The following is a 22,573-nucleotide window of genomic DNA, read 5'->3' as shown; positions in this document are numbered from 1 at the left end:
TCAGCGGCCGGCGAGCAGGTCGCCGAGCCCGCCGCGGGCGTCCCCGAGCACGAGCGCCTCGGCCTTCGCCGAGTCGCCGGCCCGCAGCGCGTGCACGAGCGCGCGATGCGTCGCGTAGCGGTCCAGGCCGAAGGTGTCGTCCACGCTGACCCGTTCGATCACCCGCGAACGCCGCTCCGGGTAGGAGAACACGCGGGTCTGGTCGAGCAGGCGGACGAGCACCGGGTTGCCGGCGCACGCCTCCACGAGGGCGTTGAACTGCTGCATGGCGTCGAAGAGCCGCCCGACGTGCTTCACGACGTCCTGCCCGGCCTCGTGCCGCTGCTTGATGAGGATGAGCAGGTCGTCGGCGTCGTCGAGGATCGTGTCGAGCCCGGCCAGCTGCTCGGGCGTCGCGTGCCGGGCGGCGAACCGCGCCACCATGCCGCGCAGGCCCACCTCGACCTCGGCGAGGTCCTGGATGGCGACGCCGCCGAACATCGCCACCTTGACCGTCCGCGGGCCGCTGCGTTCGAGGAGGCCGTCCTGTTCGAGGCGCCGGATGGCTTCGCGCACCGGCGTCGGGCTGACCGACAGCCGCTCGGCGAACCCGCGTTCGGTGACCTTCTGGCCCGGGCGCAGCTCGCCGGTCGTGATCGCGTCGCGGATCTCGCGGTACACGCGGTCGGCCAGCGTCTCGGTCTTCAGTGCTTCGCCCATCATGGGCCCAGCCTACTGGCCATGGCAAAACACGTTTGCAACTATTGACCATCTTGCTATAGCAAAAGTACGGTAGCCGACATGCCCAAGGGAAGGTGCCGACGATGACGTTGACCACCCCGCGCGTCCGGACGGGACGCATCACGTTCTTCGTGGCTCTGGCGGTCTTCGCGCAGGAGTCGACGTGGAACCTCTACGACTCGCAGGTCCCGCCGCTGCTGCGCGAGCACGTGAGCAGCGCCGCGCTGATCGGCGCGCTGATGGGCATGGACAACCTGCTCGGCATCTTCATCCAGCCGTGGATGGGCAACCGCTCCGACGGCACCCGGACGTCGTGGGGCCGGCGCATCCCGTACCTGGTCGTCGGCATGCCGGTGGCGGCCGTGCTGTTCGTCCTCATCCCGCACGCCGCCGTCTCGCTGCCGCTGCTGATCCTGGTGATGTTCAGCTACGCGCTCGTCGCGAACTCGTTCAAGCCGATCGCCGAGTCGCTGCTCCCGGACTACATCGGCCCCGAGCGGCGCAGCCGGGCCAACGCGGCGGTCAAGATCGCCTCCAGCATCACCGTGATCGTCGCCGCGCTGATCAGCCTCTTCCTGATCGACGACTTCCCGAAGCTGTCCTTCGCGATCCCGGCGGTCCTGATGCTCGTGTCGGTGGGCGTGCTCGCCTGGCGGGTGCGCGACAGCAAGTCCCCGGCCTACCAGGCCGCGCTGGAAGAAGACCGCGCCGGGCACACCGAAAACGCGCCGCGCGTGCGGATGCGCGAAGTCCTGATCGACCTCCTGCGGGACGCCGACCGCAGCCGGCTGCTGGTCATCCTGTCCGTCCTCGCCTTCGGCAGCGCGTGGTTCGCGTCGCGGTCGCTCATCACCAACTACGGCATGGAGGCGCTCGGCATGTCCCGCGGCGACGCCGGCGGGCTGACGCTGCCCAGCGGGCTCGCGTTCATCGCGGCCGCCTACCCGGTGGCGCTCTTCGCCGAACGCTTCGGCCAGCTGCGGGTGATCCTGATCGGGATGACCGTGTTCGCCGCGGCGATGGTGCTCGGCACGATCGTGCGGACGCCCACCGGCACCGTCGTCGCGATGTGCGTGGCGGCCGCGGGCGCGTCGGCGTTCATGGTCAACATGGCGGTCGTCCTGTGGAACCTCGCGCCCTCGGCACGCGTGCTCGGGACCTACACCGGCCTCTACACGGTCGGCTGGGCGGGCGGCGGGTTCCTCGGCCCGGCGCTGGTCGGCGGCATGGTCGACGTGACCGGGTGGCCGTTCCTGCTCCTCGACATCGCGGTCGTCACGGCGCTCGCGGTGCTGCTGGTGGCGCGCGTCGCCGCGCTGCAGCGGCGCCGGGCGGACGGGCGGGTGCTGTGAACCGCGTCCTGGTCACCACCGACTACCTGCGTCCCGGCGACGAGGTGGACGGCTACCTGCGCGGCGCCGGGCTGGAAACCGTGTACTCGCCCCTGATCGGCAAGCGCGACCCCGAGGACCTGGTCGCGGCGCTCGCCGGGATCGACGCGGCACTGGTGGCCAACGAGCCCCTGACCGCCGGCGTGCTGGCCCGGGCGCCGAAGCTGCGGGTCGTCGTCCGGACCGGCGTGGGCTACGACTCCATCGACGTCGAAGCCGCCGCCCGGCGGGGAATCAGCGTCAGCAACCTGCCGGGCGTCAACGCGAACGCCGTCGCCGAATACACGCTCGGGCTGCTGCTCGCCGGAGCGCGGCGGCTCGTGCAGTCGGCTTCCGGGGTGGCGGCGGGGGAGTGGCCCCGCGAGGACGGGCACGAACTGCGCGGGTCGACGCTCGGGCTGATCGGGTACGGGGCCTCGGCGCGGGCGGTCGTGCCGCTGGCCCGCGCCTTCGGCATGAGCGTCGTCTGCACCTCCGGCCTGCGCGACCCGGACGTCCGGTTCGCCGACCTGCCCGAGCTGCTGTCCACTTCGGACTACGTCTCGGTGCACACGGCGCTCACCGACCGGACCCGGGGACTGCTGGACGCCTCGGCGTTCAAGCTGATGAAGCCGACCGCGCTGCTGGTGAACACCGCCCGGGGCGCGATCGTCGACGAAGACGCGCTCGCCGAGGCCGTGCGCTCCGGGGAGATCGCGGGCGCGGCGCTCGACGTCGTGCGCGAGGAGCCATTGCCCGCGGACAGCCCGTTGCGCGGGGTCGACGGGATCGTCATCTATTCGCACCTGGCCGGGCAGACCGCCGAAGCGCGCCGGGCCGCCGGCCTGCGCGGAGCCGAAGAGCTCGTGGCGGCGCTCGACGGCCGGGCCCGGTTCGTCGTCAACGGAGGGAACTGACATGGAGAAAGTACGCGTGCTGGCGCCGAGCGGCATGCTCGGCGCGGGGTGGGACCACGCGACGGTCGAACGCGGCATCGCCCTGGGCGCCGACGTCATCAGCATCGACGGCGGGTCGACCGACTCGGGCCCCCACTACCTCGGCGCCGCGACGGCCAAGACGACCGCCAAGGCCGTCGCGCGCGACCTGCGCAGCCTGTTCACCGCCGCCGCGGGCGCCGGGATCCCGGTGATCGTGGGCTCGTGCGGGACGAGCGGGACCGACACCGGCGTCGACTGGGTCGCCGGGATCGCCGCCGGCGTGCTCGCCGAGGAGGGCCTCGACCTGAAGGTCGCGAAGATCTACAGCGAGCAGGACGCGGCCGAGCTGAAGGAGCACCTCGGCGCGGGCCGCGTGCATCCCTTGCCTCCGCTGGGAGAACTGACCGCCGAGACCCTCGAGAGCTGCACCCGCATCGTCGGCGCGATGGGGCACGAGCCGATCGTCGAAGCGCTGCGCGCGGGTGCTCAGGTCGTGCTGGCCGGCCGCGCGACCGACACCGCGGTGGCGGCCGCCTACCCGCTCATGAAGGGCATGCCGGCCGGGCCGACGTGGCACGCCGCCAAGATCGTCGAGTGCGGCGGCCAGTGCACCGACAACCCGCGCGCGGGCGGCGTCCTGGCCACCATCGACGCCGACGGCTTCACCATCGAACCGCTCGACCCGAGCGCGGCGTGCACGCCGATCCTGGTGGCCGCCCACATGCTCTACGAGACGGCGGACCCCTTCGAGATGCGCGAGCCCGACGGCACCCTCGACGTCCGCGAGGCGCGCTACACCGCCGTCGACGACCGGATCGTCCGCGTGGAAGGGTCGCGGTTCCACGTCGCGGACCAGCACACGATCAAGCTAGAAGGCGCGCGGATCACCGGGTACGAAACGATGTCGTTCTCGGCGATCCGCGACCCGCTGGTGCTCGCCGACATCGACGAGTGGGCCGCGCTGATGCGCGCGGTGATCACGCAGCGGGTGAGCCAGACACTCGGGCTGGCCGGCGACGAGTACGCCTTCGACCTGCGGCTCTACGGCCACAACGCGGTGCTGGGCGCGCTCGAACCCGAGACCGGGCCGCCGCGCGAGGTGGGCGTGATGCTGCTGGTGAACGCCCCCGACCAGGCGACCGCGACGGCGGTGGCGAAGGTCGCCAACCCGTTGATGCTGCACCTGCCGACGCCGTCGATGGACTACCTGCCGAGCTTCGCGTTCCCGTCGTCCCCGGCGGAGGTCGAGCGCGGCGCGGCGTACGAGTTCGTGCTGAACCACGTCGTCGACTGCGCGCCGCTGAGCCTGTTCCGGATCGAGTTCGGGGAGAAGACCCATGCCTGAAACGACTTTGGCGGAGCTGGCCCACGAGGTCCGGTCCAAGAACGCGGGCCCGTTCTGGGTGACGATGGAGCTGTTCATGCGCGACGAGGACGGCTACCGGATCGCGGCGGACGAGACGTTCCTGAACGAGCAGGTGGTGGCGTCGCTCTACCACGTCGACGAAGGAACGATCCGCATCTTCCGGATCCCGTCGCTGAACGTCGTGAAGATCTCGTTCCCGCGCCCGGTGAGCCAGGGGTCGCTGCGGGACCGGGACATGCACGCGGGGCAGCACCACGTGCCGCTGGCGAGGATGGTGGTCCCGGCCGTCAGCCGATGAGGCGGGGGAACAGCTTGCGGACGCCGCGCCGCAGGTCGTCCAGCGCGTCGTCCGCGCCGACGAGGTGGCGCTGCAACGCCTGCTGGAACAGCCCGTCGAAAAGCGCGTACGCCTCGGGCGGCGTGCACGTCGGCTCGATCCCGCCCAAGTCCGCGTAGGCGCGGACGTTCCGCCAGATCATCTCCTGCAGGCTGTCGTCGATCTCGGCGACGTCGTCGCGGAAGGCTTCCTCGAACAGGGACTGCGACCGCAGGTCGTACCAGAGCCGGTGCATCAGCGGCGCCTCTTCGAGCGCCGCCGCCAGCCCGTCCGCGCACGCTTCGGCCAGCGCGGACGGGGTGGCCGCCCCGCCCACTCCGCCCTCGTAGCGCTTCACGCACGCTTCCTTGTAGCGGCGGACGCAGTACGTGATCAGCTCGACCTTGTCGGCGAAGTAGTAGTGCAGCAGCCCGTGCGAAAACTTGGTGTGCTCGGCGATCGTGCGCAGGCTCGTGCGGGCGTAACCGAGGTCGGCCAACGCCAGCAGGGCCGCGTCGGCGAGTTCGCGACGGCGGTCTTCGAACTTGTCGACGCGGGTCCGGCGCTGCACAGCGGCTGGGCTGGTCACCGGCCGAAGATACCATCGAGCGGTTCTCTGACCAATCGTCCAAGAAAATCTTGACATTCGTCCAAACGGCGGCCAAGGTCGTGTCCAGCGACCGACGGAGCTCGGGAGGGACGACGATGTCTCTGTACTTCTACCTGGAAAAAGGCGCCTCCCTGGACCCGGACGCGCCCTGCCTGACCCTCGACGGGAGTTCCGTCTCCTACGGCCAGGTGGTCGAACTCGCCGGGGCCGTCGCCCGCGCGCTGCGGCACTCCGGCGTGCGGCCGGGGGACAAGGTCGGCATCCTCTCGGCCAACGACCCGACCGCGTTCACCTGCGTCTTCGGCATCGCCCGCGCGGGTGCCGTGTGGTGCCCGATCAACCCGCGCAACGCCGCCGGCGAGAACGCCGAACTCCTGGACCTGTTCGACTGCGCCACCCTGATCTTCCAGCCCGGCTTCGAGGACCTGGTCCGCCAGATCGCCCCGAAACTCCCCAAGCTGACCACGCTCGTCCGCCTCGGCGAGGGCGACGACTTCGCGCCGGGCTTCCCGGACTGGCTCGACGCCGCTCGCGACGATCCCGGCGTCGAAGCCGCGCAACCCGACGACGTCGTCGCCCTGGTCGGCACCGGCGGCACCACCGGGCGGCCCAAGGGCGTCATGCTCACCGGCCGCAACCTCGAGGCGATGTCGGCGATCACGCTGATGAGCTACCCCTTCGACGGCCGCCCGGTGTACCTGGCCCTGGCGCCGCTGACCCACGCGGCCGGTGTCCTGTGCTTCCCGATCCTCGCCCGCGGCGGGGAAGTCGTGATCATGGCCAAGCCCGACGTCGGCCGGTTCCTGGAGCTGATCGAACGCCACCGCGTCACGCACACGTTCCTGCCGCCGACGCTGATCTACATGGTGCTCGGCCACGAAGCCCTCGACCGCACGGATCTCTCGTCGCTGCAGTGCTTCTGGTACGGCGCGGCCCCGATGTCGACGACCCGGCTCACCGAGGCCCTCGACCGCATCGGCCCGATGGCGCAGCTGTTCGGCCAGTCCGAAGCCCCGATGATGATCTCGACGATGGCGCCCGCGGAGCACCGCGGACCGGATGGGACCGTCCACACGGGACGGCTGTCGTCGGCCGGCCGGCCCTCGCCGCTGGTCACGGTGGCGATCCTCGACGAGGACGGGCAACCGGTCCCGAAGGGCGAGCGCGGGGAGATCTGCGTGCGCGGCTCGCTCGTGATGGCCGGTTACTACCGCAACCCCGAAGCCACGGCGGAGGCCTCCGCGCACGGCTGGCACCACACCGGCGACATCGGGTTCCTCGACGACGAGGGCTTCCTCCACATCGTCGACCGCGCCAAGGACATGGTCATCACCGGCGGCTTCAACGTCTACTCCGCCGAGGTCGAACAGGCGGTGATGGCCCACGACGCCGTCCGCGACTGCGCCGTGATCGGGCTGCCCGACGACAAGTGGGGTGAACGCGTCACCGCCGTCGTCCAGCTCCAGCCCGGCAAGGAGCTGGACACCGGCGAGCTGATCGCGTTCGTCAAGGACCGCATCGGCAGCGTCAAGGCGCCGAAGCAGATCGAGATCTGGCCGGAGCTGCCGCGCTCCACCGTCGGCAAGGTGCTGAAGGCCGACATCCGCTCCACCTTCACCGAACGCAGCAAGGAGGCTGTCCGACCATGAAACTCGCGCTCTACCTGCCGAACTTCCGGGACAAGGTGACCGTCCGGGAGCTCGAAGACCTCACCGCGCTCGCCGAAGACCTCGACTTCGACTCCGTCTGGACGCTCGACCGGATCATCGTGCCGGAGGCCTCGGACCGAGGGGAGATGCAGTACCCCTTCGGGATGCTGGACGAAATGGGCAGGCAGCTCCCGGTGAGCTCGCGGGGCGAGTTCCTCCAGGGCATGCCGCTGCTCCCGTGGCTCGCGGCGAAGACGTCGAAGGTCCGGATCGGCATGAGCATCATCGACACGCCCTACCGTTCGCCCGGCGTGCTCGCCGCGGAGCTGGCGACCATCGACCACCTCTCGGGTGGCCGGCTCAACGTCGCCGTCGGCTCCGGCTGGATGCCCGAGGAGTTCGCCGCCGCGAGCGCGGCGCACATCTTTCCCAAGCGGCACAAGCACGTCCGCGAGACCCTGGAGATCATGCAGGGCATCTGGACCAACGAGGTCTTCGAGTACCACGGCGAGTTCGCCGACTTCGAGCCGGCCGGGTTCGGCGCCAAGCCGGTGCAGAAGCCGCACCCGCCGATCTTCTTCAGCGGCCTGAAGGACCCGAAGCGCTCGGCCGCCCGCATCGCCGAGTACGGCCTGTCCGGCTGGATCGGGATCCAGGACTCGCCCGAGGACATCCGGCGGTGGCGCACCGAGATCCAGCGCGAGCTCGACGAGCTCGACACCAAGCGCTCGGTCGACGACCTCGAGATCTCCAGCATGATCTGGTTCGTCATCACCGACCAGGACGTGGACCAGAGCCCGATGGGCAAGGGCACCAACCTGCTCGTCGGCTCCGAGGCGCAGATCACCGACCAGCTCAAGCGGTACCGGGAAGCCGGGCTGACGATGCCGTTCCTGTGGCCGCCCTTCCAGGGCGTCCCGGTGGCGAAGACGCTCGACGACCTGAAGCGCGTGAAGGAAGAAATCCTGCCCAAGATCGAAGCGATGTGAGAGGAACCAGCATGTCCGAACTCGAGGGAAAGCGCGTCTTCGTCACCGGGTCCGGCGCCGGCATCGGCAAGGCGATCGCGGCGCTGTTCACCGAACGCGGCGCCAAGGTCGTGGTCAGCGACATGAACGCGGACGCGGCCAAGCAGGCCGCCGACGAGATCGGCGCCGCCGGTGTCGCCAACTGCGACGTCACGGAAGAGGCCCAGGTCCAGGCGGCCATCCAGCAGGCGGTCGACCTCCTCGGCGGCCTCGACGTCCTGGTCAACAACGCCGGGATCGAGGTCTCGTCGCCGCTGCTGCAGCAGTCCACGGAGAGCTTCGACAAGATCTTCGCGGTCAACGTGCGCGGCACGTTCGTGGCGATGAAGGCGGCGACCCCGCACCTGGTGGAGTCCAAGGGCAACATCGTGAACATCGCTTCGATCGCGGGCATCGGCGGCAGCCCGCTGCTCGGCTCCTACTGCGCGACGAAGGCGGCGGTCATCCAGCTGACCCGGGTCGCGGCGGTGGAGATGCGCCCGGCGGGCATCCGGGTCAACGCGGTCTGCCCGGGCTTCGCCGACACGGCGATGGTCGAGCGCCTGGTCCCCGACTTCGAGGCGGCGACCCAGGTCCCGTTCGGCGACCTGGTCGCGGCGAAGCAGGGCCGCCTCGGCACCCCGCAGGACATCGCGGAGGTGGCGGCGTTCCTGGCCTCCGACCGGGCGACGTGGATCACCGGCAGCCACTACGTCCTCGACGGCGGGCTGACGGCCTCGCTCGTGTGAGGTGACGGCCGGTGGGTCCGCGCGGCCCACCGGCCCACCCGGCGGACTGTCGACGGACTGTCGACGGGCCGTGCGAGCGTCGGCGCATGAAACGAAACCCACGGCGGGCGCTGCTGGTGACCTCGGCGATCGCCGCTCTCGCGCTCGGCAGCGCGTTCGTCGTGTCGGCGGCCGCGGTACCGCGGGCCGGCTCGGGGCCGGGCGGGTGCTTCGACCCGGTCGCCTTCGGGGCCGTGCCGGACGACGGCGTGGACGACCGCGCGCCCGTCCAGGCCGCCCTCGACGCGGCGAGCGCCGCGGGCGGCGGCACGGTCTGCCTCGGCAGCGGGCGGTGGCGGGTGTCCCGCGCGCCGGTCGGCTCCTACGACCGGTTCGCCGCGCTGTCCACCCACAGCGCGCACGTGACGCTCACCGGCAGCGGGCCGGGCTCGGTGCTCGAACTGGTGGGAGACCAGCAGGCCGCGGCCGTCGCGGTGCTCTCGATCGACCCGGGCGCGAGCGACGTCACCGTGCAGCGGCTCCTGATCGACACGTCCGCGGCCACCGACACCGACGAACAGACGCACGCGATCGCGATCGGCTCCGGCGTGTGCACGACGGCGAACGGGACCTGCTCGATGCCGGTCACCGACGTCACCGTCCGCGACGTCGTCTTCGCCCACCCGGCTGCGCCCGGGTCGCGCAAGGGCGACTGCATCCGGGTGCTCGGCAACACCGCGGCCACCGCCGTCAAGCGCGTCACGATCGCGGGCGGGTCGTTCGTCAGCTGCGCGCGGTCGGGGATCGGCGTACAGCGCAACGTGTTCTCGCTCGCGGTGCTGGGCAACCACTTCGGCGAGCAGATCGGTGACACCGCCTTCGACGGGGAAGCCACCGGCGGTGAGTGGGACGACGGCCTGCGGCTCGAGGGCAACTCCTTCGCCGACTCGACGGTGAACTTCAGCGCGTCGCTGACTTCCTACCGGCACGCGACGATCACCGGGAACACGTTCAGCGGCAAGGGGGTTTCCCTCTACCGCACCGAGGACGTCGTCGTCGCGGACAACACCTTCGACGTGACCGCGCTCAGCGGCGCCGGGGTCGTCGACGCGCAGAACGTGGCCACCGGCGACAAGATCGCCGGCAACATCATCCGGCGCCACGGCGCGGCCGGCCCCGGCATCCGGATCACCCCGCACAGCGGCGGGATCCCGGCCCAGGTGACGGTCACCGGCAACACGATCGCCCTGGACGGCGACGCGGACGCGATCTACGGCGACTCGGTGCACGAGATCGGCGTCCGCGACAACGACATCACGTTCACCGGCGCCGCCCCGAACGGCTCGGGCGTCACGCTGCAGGGCATCAGCGGGCCGATCGAGGACGCGATGATCACCGGAAACACGGTGACCGGCGCGAGCCCGTACTTCGCGGCGGTCCGCCTCGACTCGCGGCCCGGGCCGTTCCTCGGCGTCACGGTCGCGCTCAACGCCTCCCGCGGCGCGGCCCGGTCGCTGCAGTGCTCGCAACGGGCACCCGGCGGCTTCCCGCCGTCGATCGTCTCGACCGGCAACCGGTGGAACGTCGCGCCGACCTGTGCGGTCGCCACGCTGGAACCGGGGCAATGACCGGCCGGAGGAGGCACTGATGGCCAGAGGAACCGACCTCCACCCCTTCTACCAGCGCGGGCTGCGCTGGGACCAGGTGAGCGACCTCGCCTTCGCGTGGGTCAAGGTCTCCGACGGGGGAGCGCCCTACACCCGCACCGAGGGCGGCGTGACCTACCGGCCGGACACCCACGTGGCCGGTGCGAAGTCGCGCGGGATCCCCGTCGGCGGTTACCACTACGCCCAGCCCACCCCCGGTCCCGGGAAACAGGCCGACGTGCTGCTCGCCGAGGTCCGGCGGCTCGGCGCGACCGGCGTCGCCCCGATGCTGGACCTCGAAGCCCCGTTCCGCCCGGACACCGCGGCGCGGGACTTCGGGACCGCCTTCTGCCGCCACGTCGCGGCGGCGGGCGTCCGGCCGGCCGTCTACCTGAGCGCGTCCTTCGCGGCCGCGCTGCGCCCGGACCGGTGGGACGTGCCGGACCTGGTCATCGTGATCGCCCGGTACGGGGCGCGCCCGGAAGCCCCCGGCTCCGGCCGGTACCCCGGCCGCTACGACGTCCACCAGTACACCAGCGGCGGCAGCCTGCCCGGCTCGGCGGGCGCCGTCGACCTCGACGAGTCCTACACCGACCACCACCTCGACCCGGAGGGTGCCATGCCGTTCACCAAGGACGACTTCGTCCAGTTCATGTGGGGCAACACTTTCGACAGCGACGGCAACCGCAACTACGCCCAGTTCATCAAGGACCTGGACGCCAAGGTCGCGGCGCTGGGTTCGTCGCTCGACGCCGTCACGAAGCTCATCACCGACAGCTCGGCCCACCCCGTCGACCCGCAGCAGCTCGCGGCCGCGCTCGAAGGCAAGCTGGTCGCCGAGCTCGTCCCGGCCGTCACCGAAGCGGTCACCAGCGCGGCGGGCGCCGAGACCGCGGACGAGGTCCGGCGGATGCTCGTCGAGCGCCTCACGCCCTCGTCGTGACTCAGGAGCGGCAGAGCAGCGCGTCGGGCGTGCGGTTCGAGCCGATGCGGCCGGTGTAGGCCACCCCGGCGACGTACTCGCCCGGCGCGCACTGTCCCTTGTAGTTGCCCGAGGCGAAGTCCCCGCCCAGGTCGCCCGGGCGGTTGTCGCCGCGGTCGAACCAGACCGTGCGGCCGGTGCGGCCGAGCGGGGTGGGGGAGCGGCCGCACAGCACGGCCGACACCGCCGCGCCGCGCACGCTGTAGCCGACCACCGCGTGGTCGGGCGGGCACTGCGCCTTCGTGTAGCCGGACGCCCAGTCCGTGTCCACATAGGACTCGTCGCGGACCACCGTGTACGAGGCCGGCGTGGGCAGCGTGCCGGTGCAGAGCCCGCGGCCGCCGGTGTGCGCCAGGCCGGTGAGGCGCTGGCCGTCGGGACACGCACCCTTGCGCGCGCCCGAATCCCAGTCGCCCAGCGCGCGCACCGAGCGTGACTCCTGGAAGTCCGCGTAGTCCAGGTTGAGCATCGACCAGTGCTCGGCCGGCGCGATCTGACCGGCGCGCGACGGCGCGTTCACCAGCCGCTGCCACGCCGGGCCACGCCAGTCGGTCCCGTCGAGGACGTCGATGCGATGGCCCGCCGCGTCCCAGGCGAGCAGCGACCAGCCGTCGCCGCTCCCGTTCGTCTGGAAGCCCACCGCGGGCCAGTAGGCGAAGTCGGTGTCGGTCTCGGCGAGGTAGTTCACGAAGTTCTCGAAGAAGGCGCGCGAGGCGGGATCGGTGGTGTTGCGGCCCTCGCCGAACTCGCTGATCCACAGCGGCGCCGTGTAGTGCTTGCCGGTGTCCTGCTCGACGAAGAACGCCTGCCGGTACAGGGTGTCGCGCAGGTCCTGGGGCGAGAGGTCGCGGTAGCGCGGGTCGTGCGTCTCGCCGATGCCGGTCGCACCGGAGTGGTTCGGGCCGGTGTAGCCGTAGAAGTGCGCCGAATAGACGAGCTTGCCGGAGTCGACGAGCGTGTGCGACAGCGTGCGGGCGGGTTCCAGCGTCGGCCGTCCGTGCGCGAAGCCGTCGATGGGGATGCCGGTCCAGTTGATGCCCTCGACGATGATCAGCAGGTCGCGGTTGGCCTCGGTCAGGATGCGGTCGCCCACCTGCTGGCTCGCGCGCTGCCAGTCCTTGTCGTTGCCCCAGCCCCAGTTCGGGTCGTCGAAGGTGTTGCGGCGGACCTCGTTGTACAGGTCGGCGCCGACGACGCGCTTGTTCGCGGCGTAGCGGCGGGCCATGAACAGCCAGTCGTCCTGCCACTGCTGCTCGCTCTGCGCGGTGTTCCAGCGCTCGTTGCCGTCGAGCCCGCAGCACCAGCGCGACGTCGTCGTGTGGTTGTTGAGGATCACGGCGAACCCGCGCGCGGTGAGCCGCTCGACGACGCGGTCGTACACCTGCAGCGGCGTCAGTCCGTGCAGGCCCGGGTTGGCCGGCAGGTCGGGCACCGGGTTCGGGTCGTGGATCATCGCGTTCGAGAACTGCAGCCGCACGCTGTCGAGGCCCAGCTGCGCGAGCCCGTCGATGACGGTGTCGATCGACGCGCGGTCCAGCCCGAGCGGGGTCTGGTAGGCGATTTCGCCGGCGTGGTGGTTCGCCGGGTCGTTGACGTCGCCCGACCCGGTCCACGTCCCGCTCCCGCCGTGCCAGTTGGCCGACTTCAGCTTGAAGCGGTCGCCGTTCGCGTCGACGATGTAGCGGCCGCGGGTGCTGAGCGGTCCCGCGAAGGCCGGCGGATCGGCCGCGGCCGACGCCGGTGGGGCGGGAACGGCCACGAAGCCGACGGCCGACAGCACGGTGAGCACGACACCCAGGAACCTCACAGGCGGAGGTTAACCACCCTACCCACGAGTTGCCTACGGCCATGCGGATCAACTCGGCGGGTGGACAGAAGGCGTCCGGACGTGTTGGGCTGGGGGTCCGGTCGGTTATTCACTGTCCTGAGGAGCGTGGCCCTGAGCCTGTGGGAGTACCTCCGCGAGAACTGGATCGACGTCGTCAACGACGCGATCCTGCACGTGGACCTCACCCTCGCGGCGGTGGCGCTGGCGGTGCTGATCGGGATGGCGATCGGCCTGCTCACCTACCGGCGGCGCTGGCTCGGCTCGCTGGCGACCACCACGACCGCGGCCTTCCTGACCATCCCGTCGATCGCGCTGCTCGGCATCCTGATCGGCCCGTTCGGACTCGGGCTGACGAACGTCCTCTTCGCACTGGTGCTCTACGCGCTGCTGCCGATCACGCGCAACACGATCGTCGGCCTGCGCGGCGTCGACCCGGCCGTCGTGGACGCCGCGCGCGGCATGGGCCTCGGCCGCGCGCGGGTGCTCTGGCGGGTGCGGCTGCCGCTGGCCTGGCCGGTGATCCTGTCCGGCATCCGCGTCTCGACGCAGATCACCATCGGGATCGCCGCCATCGGCGCGTACGTCAAGGGCCCCGGGCTCGGCAACGAGATCTTCGACGGGCTCGGCCGGTTCGGCGCGGTCAACTCGCTGAACCAGGTGCTGACCGGAACGCTGGGGATCGTCGTCCTGGCGCTGCTGTTCGACCTGGCCTTCGTGGTGGCCGGCAAGCTCACCACGCGACGGCGCCCGCGCTCCCTGCCCGAGACGGTGCCGGAGGAGACCGCCGGCACCGCGGGCGAGACGATCGAGCTGCGGGAGGTCAGCAAGCTCTACCCCGGGCAGGCCCGGCCCGCGGTCGACCGACTCACGCTGCGGATCCCGGCCGGCGAGATCGTCGTGCTGACCGGGCCGTCGGGGTGCGGCAAGACGACGACCATGCGGATGATCAACCGGCTCGTCGAACCCACCTCGGGCGCGATCACGATCGGCGGCACCGACGTGACGGCCCTCGACGTCGACGAGCACCGCCGCCACACCGGGTACGTCATCCAGCAGATCGGGTTGTTCCCGCACCTGCGCGTGGACGCCAACATCGCCGTGGTGCCGCGCGTGCTCGGCTGGACCCGGCGCCGCGTCGCCGCTCGCGTGCGGGAGCTGCTCGACGTCGTCGGCCTGACCCGCGACCACGGCCGCCGGTACCCGCGCGAGCTCTCCGGTGGCCAGCAGCAGCGCGTCGGCGTGGCGCGGGCGATGGCCGCGGACCCGCCGGTCATGCTGATGGACGAGCCGTTCGGCTCGACCGACCCGATCACGCGCGCCCGCCTGCAGGACGAGTTCCTGCGCCTGCAACGGGAAGTGCGCAAGACGATCGTGTTCGTCACGCACGACTTCGACGAGGCGCTCAAGCTCGGCGACCGGATCGCCGTGCTGCGCCCGCGTTCGGAGATCGCGCAGTACGACACGCCCCAGGCGATCCTCGCCGCGCCGGCCGACGACTACGTCGCCTCCTTCGCCGGCTCGCAGCGGAACCTGAAGCGGCTCGCGCTGATTCCCGTGTCGCAGCTGGAGCTCGGCCCGCCGGAGGACGGCCTGCCGTCGGTTCCGCGGGAGGCCACGCTGCGGGACGCGCTGGACACCATGGTGCGCACCGGACGCACCGCGGTCGCCGTCACCGAGGCCGGGCGCGCGGTGGGGGTGTGCGACCTGCCCCGCCTGGTCACGGCGCTGCGGCCCGCCGAAGCCGGCGAAGCGCCCGCGCCGCTGAGCGCGCCGGCTCCGGACAGCGTGACGCCGTCCCGGCAGCCCCGGCGGCGCCGGCTCGGGCTGCTGGTCCGGCCGGTGCTCATCGCGCTCGCCCTGCTGGCGCTCTTCCTGCTCGTCCGCGCGCAGCCGCTCGACTCGATCGAGCAGCGCTACCTCAACGCCGGTGAGATCTTCACCGAACTGGGCGCGCACCTGCGGCTCACGCTGATCTCGACGGTGTGCACCCTCGCCATCGCCCTCCCGCTCGGCGTCCTGCTGACCCGCCCCGGCGCCCGGTGGGTCCGGCCGGTCGGCCTGGGCCTGGGCAACCTCGGCCAGGCGATCCCGTCGATCGGGCTCGTCGTGCTGCTCGCGCTCTGGGTCGGCACGGGCACCGGGACGGCGGTGGCGGCGCTGGTCGTCTACGCGACCCTGCCGGTGCTGCGCAACACGATGGTCGGGCTCGACGGCGTGGACCCGACGCTCGTCGACGCCGCACGCGGCATGGGCATGACGAAGACGGCGATCCTGTGGCGGATCGAACTTCCGCTGGCCGTCCCGGTGATCCTGGCCGGGATCCGCACGGCGCTGGTCCTCACCGTCGCGAGCGCGACGCTCGCGACCTTCATCGACGGCGGCGGTCTCGGTGGCGGGCTCGTCGCCGGGATCGGGCTGTACCGCCCGATCCTGAGCCTGACCTTCGGCATCGTCGTCGCCGCGCTGGCGCTCTTCGCCGACTGGCTGGGGCTGGTCGCGGAGGAGCTGCTGCACCCGCGAGGCAGGTAACCGACCAAGGAGGACGAACCATGCGACGCACGACTGCCGCTGTTTTCGCGCTCGTCGCGGTGCTCGCCGCGGGGTGCACGATCGGCAAGGACCAGACCGGTGCCCAGGTGGGCGAGGGATCCATCAAGAAGATCGACGCGCTGAGCGGCGCGCAGATCCGGGTCAGCTCCAAGGAGTTCGACGAACAGCTGCTGCTCGGCCAGATCGCGCTCGTCGCGCTGCAGGCGGCCGGGGCGAGCCCGCAGGACAAGACCAACATCACCGGCTCCAGCAACGTCCGCCAGGCGCTCACCAGCGGTGCGGTCGACCTGTACTGGGAGTACACCGGCACCGCGTGGATCAGCTACCTCCACGAGACGAAGCCGATCGCCGACCCGCAGGCGCAGTACGACGCGGTCAAGCAGGCCGACGCCGCCAACGGCGTCACGTGGTGGGCGCGCTCGCCGGCCAACGACACCTACGCCATCGCCGGCAACCCGGCGACGGTGGCCAAGACCGGCGTGAAGACGGTGTCGGACTACGCGGCTCTCGTGGCCAAGGACCCGGCCGGGGCGTCCACCTGCATGGGCCCGGAGTTCAAGAGCCGCGACGACGGCTTCCCCGGCCTGGCCAAGACCTACGGGTTCAGCCTGCCGGATCCGCAGGTGCACCTGCTCAACGACGCCGTCGTCTACACCTCCATCGGCAAGGGCGACCCGTGCGGCTTCGGCTCGGTCGCCTCCACCGACGGGCGCGTGGCCGGCCAGAAGCTGGTGGTGCTGGAGGACGACAAGCACTTCTTCCCGACGTACAACCCGGCCATCGCGATCGCGTCCGGCCTCGCGGGCAAGTACCCGCAGCTGGAGCAGCTCTTCACCCCGATCGCGGCGAAGCTCGACACGGCGACGCTGACGGACCTGAACAAGAAGGTGAGCGTGGACGGCCGGAAGCCGGCGACGGTGGCCCACGACTGGCTCAAGTCGGCGGGCTTCATCAGCTGAGCCGCGTTTTCCGGCGAAGCGCCACGGCGGTGCCGCGGAATCTGTCATGATCCGGCAAAGCTCCCATACCGCGCGAAGGATGAGACCATGTCGGCCGAAATGGACCAGCTGATCGCCCAGTTCGAGACCTTCCAGTCGAAGGTGCGCCAGGCCGAAGCCCGGTTCGCCGGTGTCGGCGACATGCAGGAGCGGATCGCCCAGGTCGGTACGTCCGTGACCTCGCCGGACGGCACGGTGACGGTCACCGCGGGGGCCGGCGGGACCGTCACCGACCTGCGGCTCACCGCCGGCGCGATGCACCTGGAAGCGGGCCAGCTCGCCCAGCGGATCATGAGCACGCTGCGCCAGGCCGTGGCCGGGGCCGCCCAGCAGCAGGCCGCCATCGTCGACGACGCGTTCGGGGACCAGCTCGGCGTCGACGTCGGCGGGCAGGTCCGGCAGGCCCAGGCCGAAGCGTTCGGAACCGCGGCGCCGGAACCCGCGTCGGAGCAGCAGGCGCCGCGGCCGCGACGCCGTCCCGCGCCCGGGGACGACGACGACTTCGACCAGGGCCCGATCCTCCGCCGCTCCTGAAACCGACCGAGGGAACTTCCGCGATGTCAGACGGAATCCAGACCAACATCGACGCGATCTCCGGATACGCGCGCCAGCTGCCGTTCTACGAGCAGGAAGCGGACAAGTTCGGGGCCGAGATCGACGCCGCCGACGTGACCGACACGGCCTGGGGTGTCGTCGGGATCTGGGCGAAGCAGGGCTACACCGAGCGGCTCGGCGAGCTGCGTTCGCTGCTGGGCGAGCTGAAGGACGGCGTCGACGGGCTCACCACCAAGATGACCAAGGCCGCCGAGATGTACCGCGGGACCGAAGAGGCGGGCGTCATCGCCTTCGGCCGGTACGAGGCGGAGATCGACTCGATCGGAGGGCAGGGCAAGTGACCGAGCCCAAGAAGAGCATCGCCGACGCGCTGGACGTTCAGCCGTACGACGAGAGCATGAGCGCGAACCTCGACCGCGCGGCGGAGGCCACCCCGGTGGTCGGCACGCTGTACAAGTCCGGCAAGTCGATCAGCGAGCACGCCCAGCAGGCGGCGTCGGCGGACGGCGCGGGGGAGCTGGCTTCGGCGGGCAAGGCACTGGTCGGTGACGGCGCGGCGTTCGTCGGCGCCGCGGCGACCGACATGGTCACCTTCGCCATGGACCCGATCGGCTGGCTGGTGAGCCACGGGCTGAACATGCTGCTCGAGCTGGTCCAGCCGCTGCAGGACGCGCTGCACGCGGTCACCGGCGACGGCCCGGCCATCGGGCACGCGTCGGAGAACTTCGCCTCGATCGCGCACGGCTTCGTCGCGCTCGCCGAGGACTTCGAGCAGACCGGCGACACGGCGCTGGCCGAGTGGGTCGACGAAGCGGGCAAGGCGGCCAAGGAAGCCCTCGGCGACTTCTCGTCCGGCATCCGCGGCGTCGGCTCGGCGGCCGGGTCGGTCGCCGAGGTGCTGCAGATGTGGTCGATGGTCATGCAGGTCATCGAAGAGGTGATCAAGGCGATCATCACCGAGCTGGTGTCCTGGCTGATCACCATCTGGCTGCCGGCCCTGGCCGCCTCGGTGATCAGCTTCGGCAGCTCGGTCGCCGCCGCCATGACGGCGTCGATCGAGAAGGCCGTGACCGTGCTCCAGAAGGTCACCCGTTACCTCGGCAAGTTCGGCAAGCTGCTCGACACGTTCATCGAGTTCCTCGCGAAGTACTCGACCCAGGTCGTGAATATGACGCGGAAGTTCCGTCTCGGCCGGTACGCTGGCGAGTCCCGACTCGGCCTGGACACGCTGAAGGAGACTGCCGGCGTGCCATTCACGCCTGGCAACCGCGCCCTGACCACTATGTTCGGCACGTCAGTCGGCGCGAGCCCGCTGGTCGCAGGCGCGAGCGTGAAGGCGGGTGTCGCTACCGGCAAGACGGTGTTCACCGAAGGCAAGGAAGCTGTCACCCCCGAGGAGGACGAACCGTGGTTCAACAAGAGCGGGATCGGCGGGGACAAGACGCCGGAGGAGACCCGGCGGAACTTGGATATCTAGAGCGGAAGGCCGTCGAGTTCGGCGAGCGTATGGAGTCCTTGCAGGAGACGACGCACGTACGCCCCGGATTCCGCGAGCGCGTGGAAACGGTGCTGCGCGGCCGCTGGCGGGAGCCGGTGATCGTGCTGCGCCTGGGCGACGCAGACCTCCGGTACGCCGTCCCCGGCCGTCGCGAGGACGGCACGGTCGAGGGCTCGCGGCCGGTACTGCGGGCGCTCGGCAACATCGGACGCGGAATCGGCGCGGCGGTGGGCTATGTCGCGTACCTGGCGAGCGCGGCCGGCAGCGGCGGCAAGGGTGAGCGCGCGGTCCACGTGACGGGCCCGGCGGACGCCCAAGTCCTCGAGCCCGTCGACCGGCTCCGGCGGGCGAAGGGCCCTTGGCTGGCGTGCTCGCCGACGTCGGTCGCGCTGGTGGACACCGGCTCGACGTACCTGGACCCGGCCGACGCACCCGAGCCGGTCATCCTGTGGGAGGCCCGCGGAGCGGCCGCCCCGGAACTCAGCTTCCGGAAGCGCACGCTGACCTGGTCGGACGGCTCGCGGTTCACGTTCCCGCTGAATGGCCGCACGGAAGAGCGGCACCTGCGGCAGTTCCACTCCTACCCGGACGAGGTCCGCTGGCCGGAGGCCTGACCAACCCTCCGTATGCGAACGGCCACAACAGGTAACTACTCTGTTCGGAGTAGCGCGATACTTGTTGGAGGTCCCGGTTGGTTCCCGCCCGTCGCTGGCTGGTCGTCGCGGCCGTGTGTGCCGTCGTCGCGGTCGCCGTCTACCTGCTGGCCGTCTGGACGGTTCCCGGGCAGGCGCTGGAGAACGCCGCGCTGCGCGGGGCCGACGAGGCCGCCGCGCGCGACCAGGCCGTCGCCGACGAGACCCTGGGCCGGATCACCGTGTACTCGCTGGCCGTCGCGGTCGTGCTCGTCGGCGTGATCGGCCTGCTGCGCCGGCGGGCGGATCTCGCCTTCGCGGCGGTGGGCGTGATCGTGGCCGGGCAGCTCGTGACGCAGGTGCTCAAGCGGTACGTGCTGCCCCGGCCGTCGCTCGTGCCGCTGACCGGCCACTACGCGGACAACAGCCTGCCGAGCGGGCACACGGCGATCGCCATGACGGTGCTGTTCGCCGCCCTGCTCGTGGTGCCCTACCGCTGGCGCGGCGTGACGCTGTTCGTCCTGCTCTCCTGGGCGGTCGGCATCGGCGCGTACACGGTGACGGCGAAGTGGCACCGGCTCTCCGACACCCTCGCCGCCGACGCGATCGCCCTCGGGCTCGCCTGCCTGGCGTCGTGGTGGCTGGCGCGCCGCGGGGCCGTGCGCCACCACGACGGGCCGCGCCGGATCCCGCGGGTGCTCGTCGTGACCGTCGCCGCGCTCGGCGGGGCAGTGTTCCTGGCGCTGGGCACCGTCCTGATCGCCGCGTCGCTGCTCGGCGGCGGCTACGACGAGACCGTGCGGGACAACGCCTGGGTCGTCTACCTGGCGGCGAGCTCGTTCGCCTCCTTCGGCTCCATCGCCGCGGCGCTGGCGTTCCTCGCGACCTGGCGCCGGCTGGAGAGCGCGTGAACCCGGCCCTGGTCCCGCTCGCCGCGGCCGTCTTCTGCTTCGCGGTCTTCCTGGTCAGCTTCCTGCTCGACCGCCGCAAGCTGCGCAACGGCTTCTACCTGTTCTTCGCGCTCGCCTTCTTCGGCCTCGCCGTGCTCGCGCTGCTGGCGTCGATCTCGCCGGACGCCGCCGCGATCGTCGCGTTCGGGCTGTTCCTGCTCATCCCGCTCACCATCGTGGTGCTCGCGGTGTTCCTGATCGGCAACGGCGTGACGATGCTGCGCCGCGAAGGCCGCCGCCCGGCGAACCTGCTGTCGCTGGCGGCCGGCGTCGGCATCGTGGCGCTGATCGTCTTCGGCTTCGTGGTCGGGCAGCTCGGCTGGGCGCCGCTGGAGGCGGTCCGCGACAGCGTCGACGGGATCGTCGCGTACCTGTCGTTCCTGTTCGTCTGCTTCCTGCTGTACTCCTTCGTCTACGGCCGGATCCGCAGCCGCCGCCCGCTCGACTTCGTGGTGGTCCTCGGCTCCGGCCTGCTCGGCGGCCGGAACGTCCCGCCGCTGCTGGCCGGCCGCCTCGACCGCGGCCGGCGGGTCCTCGACGCGGAGTACCGCAAGGGCCGCGTGCCGCTGCTGGTCACCTCGGGCGGCCAGGGGCCGGGGGAGGACCTGCCGGAGTCCCACGCGATGGCGGACTACCTCGCCGACCGCGGTGTCCCCCGCGAGCGCATCGTGCTCGAAGACCGGTCCCGGACCACGCGCGAGAACCTGGCGTTCAGCGCCGACCTGATGCGCTCGCGGCGGCCGGGCTACCGCTGCGTCGTCGTCACGAACAACTTCCACGTCCTGCGCGCGGCCCTGATCGCCCGCAAGGTCAACGTGAACGGCCAGGTGATCGGCGCGCCGACGGCGTGGTACTTCTGGCCGAGCGCCACGCTGCGCGAGTTCGCGGCCATCCTGGTGGACCACCGGATCCTCAACGGGATCGTGTGCGCGGCGATCATCCTGGCCAGTGTGCTGAAAGCCTTCTAGCGGGCGGGGAAGTCCGGCAGCGTGAGCGCCGAGTGCTCGGGCCGCGGCGCGGACGCCGGGACCTTCGTGAGCTTCCGGAGCGCGGCGTTCCGCTCGGCGAGCGCCTCTGCCGTCGACGGGAACAGCGTCGCCTTGCCTTCGCCCACCAGGGCTTGGTTGCCTTCGACGAAAGCGCGCAGTCGGTTCTCGTAAGCCGCGAAAGCCTCGGCGTGGTCCGGGATCGTGGCCAGCGCGTGGCCGAGCACGTACGCCCCGACGAGGGCGAGGCTCGTGCCCTGGCCGGTCAGGAACGACGGCGCGTACCCCGCGTCGCCGACGAGCGCGACGCGGCCGTCCGTCCACCGCGGCAGGTGGATCTGGCTGACGACGTCGAAGAACAGGTCGTCCGCCTCGCGCATCGCTTCGACCATGCGCGGGACTTCCCAGCCTTCGCCGGCGAAGGTGGCGGCGACGAGGTCCCGCTGGGCCTCGGGGTCGCGGAACGCCTCGATCGGCGGGTTCTCCCGGGCGAAGACCAGGAACGCGTGGACCTCCTTGCTTTCGAGGACCGCGTAGAGCGCCGCGCCCTTGCCCGGCGTGCTCCACGTCAGCCCTTCGCGGTACAGGCCGAAGTCGTTGGGCATGGTGAAGCCGGCGAAGCTGTAGCCGAGGTAGTGGTGGAAGCGCTCTTCGTCGCCGAAGACCAGCCCGCGGGTGGTCGAGTGCAGGCCGTCGGCGCCGATCACCAGGTCGAACGTCTCTTCGCGGCCGCTGCGGAAGGTGACGTCGACGCCGTTGTCGTGCTGCGTAAGGGTTTCGACGCTGTCGCCGAAGCGGAAGCCGGCGTCGTCGCGGACGAGGTCGTAGAGCGTGTGCGTCAGGTCGCCCCGGCGGATCTCGATGTCTTCGCTGTCGACACCGCCGATGATCACGTTGGGCTCCAGGGCGGCGATCTCGCTGCCGTCGGTGTCGAGGAAGGTCAGCAGGCGGGTGGAGATGTGCTGGTCCCGCAGGCGGGGGAGGATCCCCATCCGCCGGACGGCGTCCAGGGCGGTGCCGCGGACGTCGATGGGGTAGCCGCCGTCCCGGATCGTGGCCGACTTCTCCACGACGGTGACCGCGAAACCGGCCTTCCGCAGCCAGAAGGCGAGTGCGGGACCGGCGATGCTCGCGCCCGAGATCAGGACGGAGCGTGGTGTGGTGCTCATGGTGACCCCCGATAGCTAAGTTAGGTATCTATGTCGCGGGTGCGACAATGCCGGGGAAGATCCACGGCATGACTC

The 22,573-nt window shown here is 71.2% G+C and carries 21 protein-coding genes; 17 read left to right on the top strand and 4 right to left on the bottom strand.

Features of this window, described 5'->3' with window-relative positions:
• Complete coding sequence (locus tag QSK39_RS18760) at positions 1-702, bottom strand: GntR family transcriptional regulator (RefSeq protein WP_285479032.1); 702 nt, start codon at positions 700-702, stop codon at positions 1-3.
• 101 nt (positions 703-803) lie between these two features.
• Between QSK39_RS18760 and QSK39_RS18755 the strand changes: the two genes are divergently transcribed.
• Genes QSK39_RS18755 through QSK39_RS18740 form a run of 4 tightly spaced genes read left to right on the top strand, consistent with a single transcriptional unit; the run spans position 804 to position 4,692 of the window.
• Positions 804-2,072: an MFS transporter gene (locus QSK39_RS18755; RefSeq protein ID WP_285479031.1), complete on the top strand. Its 1,269-nt coding sequence runs from the start codon at positions 804-806 to the stop codon at positions 2,070-2,072.
• Positions 2,069-3,007 carry a phosphoglycerate dehydrogenase gene (locus QSK39_RS18750; protein ID WP_285479030.1) on the top strand — a complete coding sequence of 313 codons (939 nt, stop codon included), beginning with the start codon at positions 2,069-2,071 and terminating at the stop codon, positions 3,005-3,007. The genes QSK39_RS18755 and QSK39_RS18750 overlap by 4 nt, the downstream gene beginning before the upstream one ends.
• A gap of 1 nt (position 3,008) precedes the next feature.
• Positions 3,009-4,373: an acyclic terpene utilization AtuA family protein gene (locus QSK39_RS18745; RefSeq protein WP_285479029.1), complete on the top strand. Its 1,365-nt coding sequence runs from the start codon at positions 3,009-3,011 to the stop codon at positions 4,371-4,373.
• Positions 4,366-4,692: a DUF4387 domain-containing protein gene (locus QSK39_RS18740; protein ID WP_285479028.1), complete on the top strand. Its 327-nt coding sequence runs from the start codon at positions 4,366-4,368 to the stop codon at positions 4,690-4,692. Before QSK39_RS18745 ends, QSK39_RS18740 begins: the two co-directional genes overlap by 8 nt.
• Here the strand turns inward: QSK39_RS18740 and QSK39_RS18735 are convergent.
• Positions 4,682-5,299, bottom strand: a complete 618-nt coding sequence (locus QSK39_RS18735; RefSeq protein ID WP_285479027.1) for a TetR/AcrR family transcriptional regulator — start codon at positions 5,297-5,299, stop codon at positions 4,682-4,684. The genes QSK39_RS18740 and QSK39_RS18735 overlap by 11 nt on opposite strands.
• A 116-nt stretch (positions 5,300-5,415) precedes the next feature.
• Between QSK39_RS18735 and QSK39_RS18730 the strand changes: the two genes are divergently transcribed.
• From QSK39_RS18730 to QSK39_RS18710, 5 genes are all read left to right on the top strand, one after another.
• Complete coding sequence (locus QSK39_RS18730) at positions 5,416-6,969, top strand: acyl-CoA synthetase (RefSeq protein ID WP_285479026.1); 1,554 nt, start codon at positions 5,416-5,418, stop codon at positions 6,967-6,969.
• Positions 6,966-7,958: an LLM class flavin-dependent oxidoreductase gene (locus tag QSK39_RS18725; protein WP_285479025.1), complete on the top strand. Its 993-nt coding sequence runs from the start codon at positions 6,966-6,968 to the stop codon at positions 7,956-7,958. The genes QSK39_RS18730 and QSK39_RS18725 overlap by 4 nt, the downstream gene beginning before the upstream one ends.
• A gap of 11 nt (positions 7,959-7,969) precedes the next feature.
• Positions 7,970-8,725, top strand: a complete 756-nt coding sequence (locus QSK39_RS18720; RefSeq protein ID WP_285479024.1) for an SDR family NAD(P)-dependent oxidoreductase — start codon at positions 7,970-7,972, stop codon at positions 8,723-8,725.
• Positions 8,726-8,811: 86 nt separating this feature from the next.
• Positions 8,812-10,332, top strand: coding sequence for a right-handed parallel beta-helix repeat-containing protein (locus tag QSK39_RS18715; protein WP_285479023.1), 1,521 nt, complete (start codon positions 8,812-8,814; stop codon positions 10,330-10,332).
• A 19-nt stretch (positions 10,333-10,351) separates the two neighbouring features.
• The gene (locus QSK39_RS18710) at positions 10,352-11,293 is read left to right on the top strand and encodes a glycoside hydrolase family 25 protein (RefSeq protein WP_285479022.1); all 942 of its coding nucleotides are present in this window, start codon (positions 10,352-10,354) and stop codon (positions 11,291-11,293) included.
• 1 nt (position 11,294) lies between these two features.
• Here the strand turns inward: QSK39_RS18710 and QSK39_RS18705 are convergent, their stop codons facing one another.
• Positions 11,295-13,130 carry a glycoside hydrolase family 5 protein gene (locus QSK39_RS18705; protein WP_285479929.1) on the bottom strand — a complete coding sequence of 612 codons (1,836 nt, stop codon included), beginning with the start codon at positions 13,128-13,130 and terminating at the stop codon, positions 11,295-11,297.
• Between the two features lie 135 nt (positions 13,131-13,265).
• Here QSK39_RS18705 and QSK39_RS53280 point away from each other — a divergent pair, with 135 nt between their 5' ends.
• The 8 genes from QSK39_RS53280 (at position 13,266) to QSK39_RS18655 (ending at position 21,311) form a co-directional block, all read left to right on the top strand.
• Entirely contained in the window at positions 13,266-15,689 is a 2,424-nt protein-coding gene (locus QSK39_RS53280) for an ABC transporter permease subunit (RefSeq protein WP_502873288.1), read from the top strand.
• Positions 15,690-15,709: 20 nt separating this feature from the next.
• Positions 15,710-16,669 carry a glycine betaine ABC transporter substrate-binding protein gene (locus QSK39_RS18685; RefSeq protein WP_285479021.1) on the top strand — a complete coding sequence of 320 codons (960 nt, stop codon included), beginning with the start codon at positions 15,710-15,712 and terminating at the stop codon, positions 16,667-16,669.
• 87 nt (positions 16,670-16,756) lie between these two features.
• Complete coding sequence (locus QSK39_RS18680) at positions 16,757-17,242, top strand: YbaB/EbfC family nucleoid-associated protein (RefSeq protein ID WP_284740796.1); 486 nt, start codon at positions 16,757-16,759, stop codon at positions 17,240-17,242.
• 23 nt (positions 17,243-17,265) lie between these two features.
• Positions 17,266-17,604, top strand: a complete 339-nt coding sequence (locus QSK39_RS18675; protein ID WP_285479020.1) for a hypothetical protein — start codon at positions 17,266-17,268, stop codon at positions 17,602-17,604.
• A complete protein-coding gene (locus tag QSK39_RS18670) occupies positions 17,601-18,740 on the top strand; it encodes a hypothetical protein (RefSeq protein WP_285479019.1) in 1,140 nt (379 codons plus the stop codon). Before QSK39_RS18675 ends, QSK39_RS18670 begins: the two co-directional genes overlap by 4 nt.
• A 29-nt stretch (positions 18,741-18,769) precedes the next feature.
• Positions 18,770-19,375 (top strand): hypothetical protein, encoded by a 606-nt coding sequence (locus tag QSK39_RS18665; protein ID WP_285479018.1) that lies wholly within the window; start codon positions 18,770-18,772, stop codon positions 19,373-19,375.
• A 77-nt stretch (positions 19,376-19,452) separates the two neighbouring features.
• Positions 19,453-20,304 (top strand): phosphatase PAP2 family protein, encoded by an 852-nt coding sequence (locus QSK39_RS18660; protein WP_285479017.1) that lies wholly within the window; start codon positions 19,453-19,455, stop codon positions 20,302-20,304.
• Complete coding sequence (locus QSK39_RS18655; RefSeq protein ID WP_285479016.1) at positions 20,301-21,311, top strand: YdcF family protein; 1,011 nt, start codon at positions 20,301-20,303, stop codon at positions 21,309-21,311. Before QSK39_RS18660 ends, QSK39_RS18655 begins: the two co-directional genes overlap by 4 nt.
• On the opposite strand, the gene QSK39_RS18650 is transcribed toward QSK39_RS18655, so the two are convergent.
• Positions 21,308-22,498, bottom strand: a complete 1,191-nt coding sequence (locus tag QSK39_RS18650; protein ID WP_285479015.1) for an FAD-dependent monooxygenase — start codon at positions 22,496-22,498, stop codon at positions 21,308-21,310. The two genes, QSK39_RS18655 and QSK39_RS18650, sit on opposite strands and share 4 nt — an antisense overlap.
• Between the last annotated feature and the right edge of the window lie 75 nt (positions 22,499-22,573).

The sequence above is a fragment of the Amycolatopsis sp. NBRC 101858 genome, from assembly GCF_030269325.1.
GTDB classification, from domain to species: Bacteria; Actinomycetota; Actinomycetes; order Mycobacteriales; family Pseudonocardiaceae; genus Amycolatopsis; species Amycolatopsis ponsaeliensis.
This window is presented reverse-complemented; position numbering and strand designations above follow the sequence as displayed.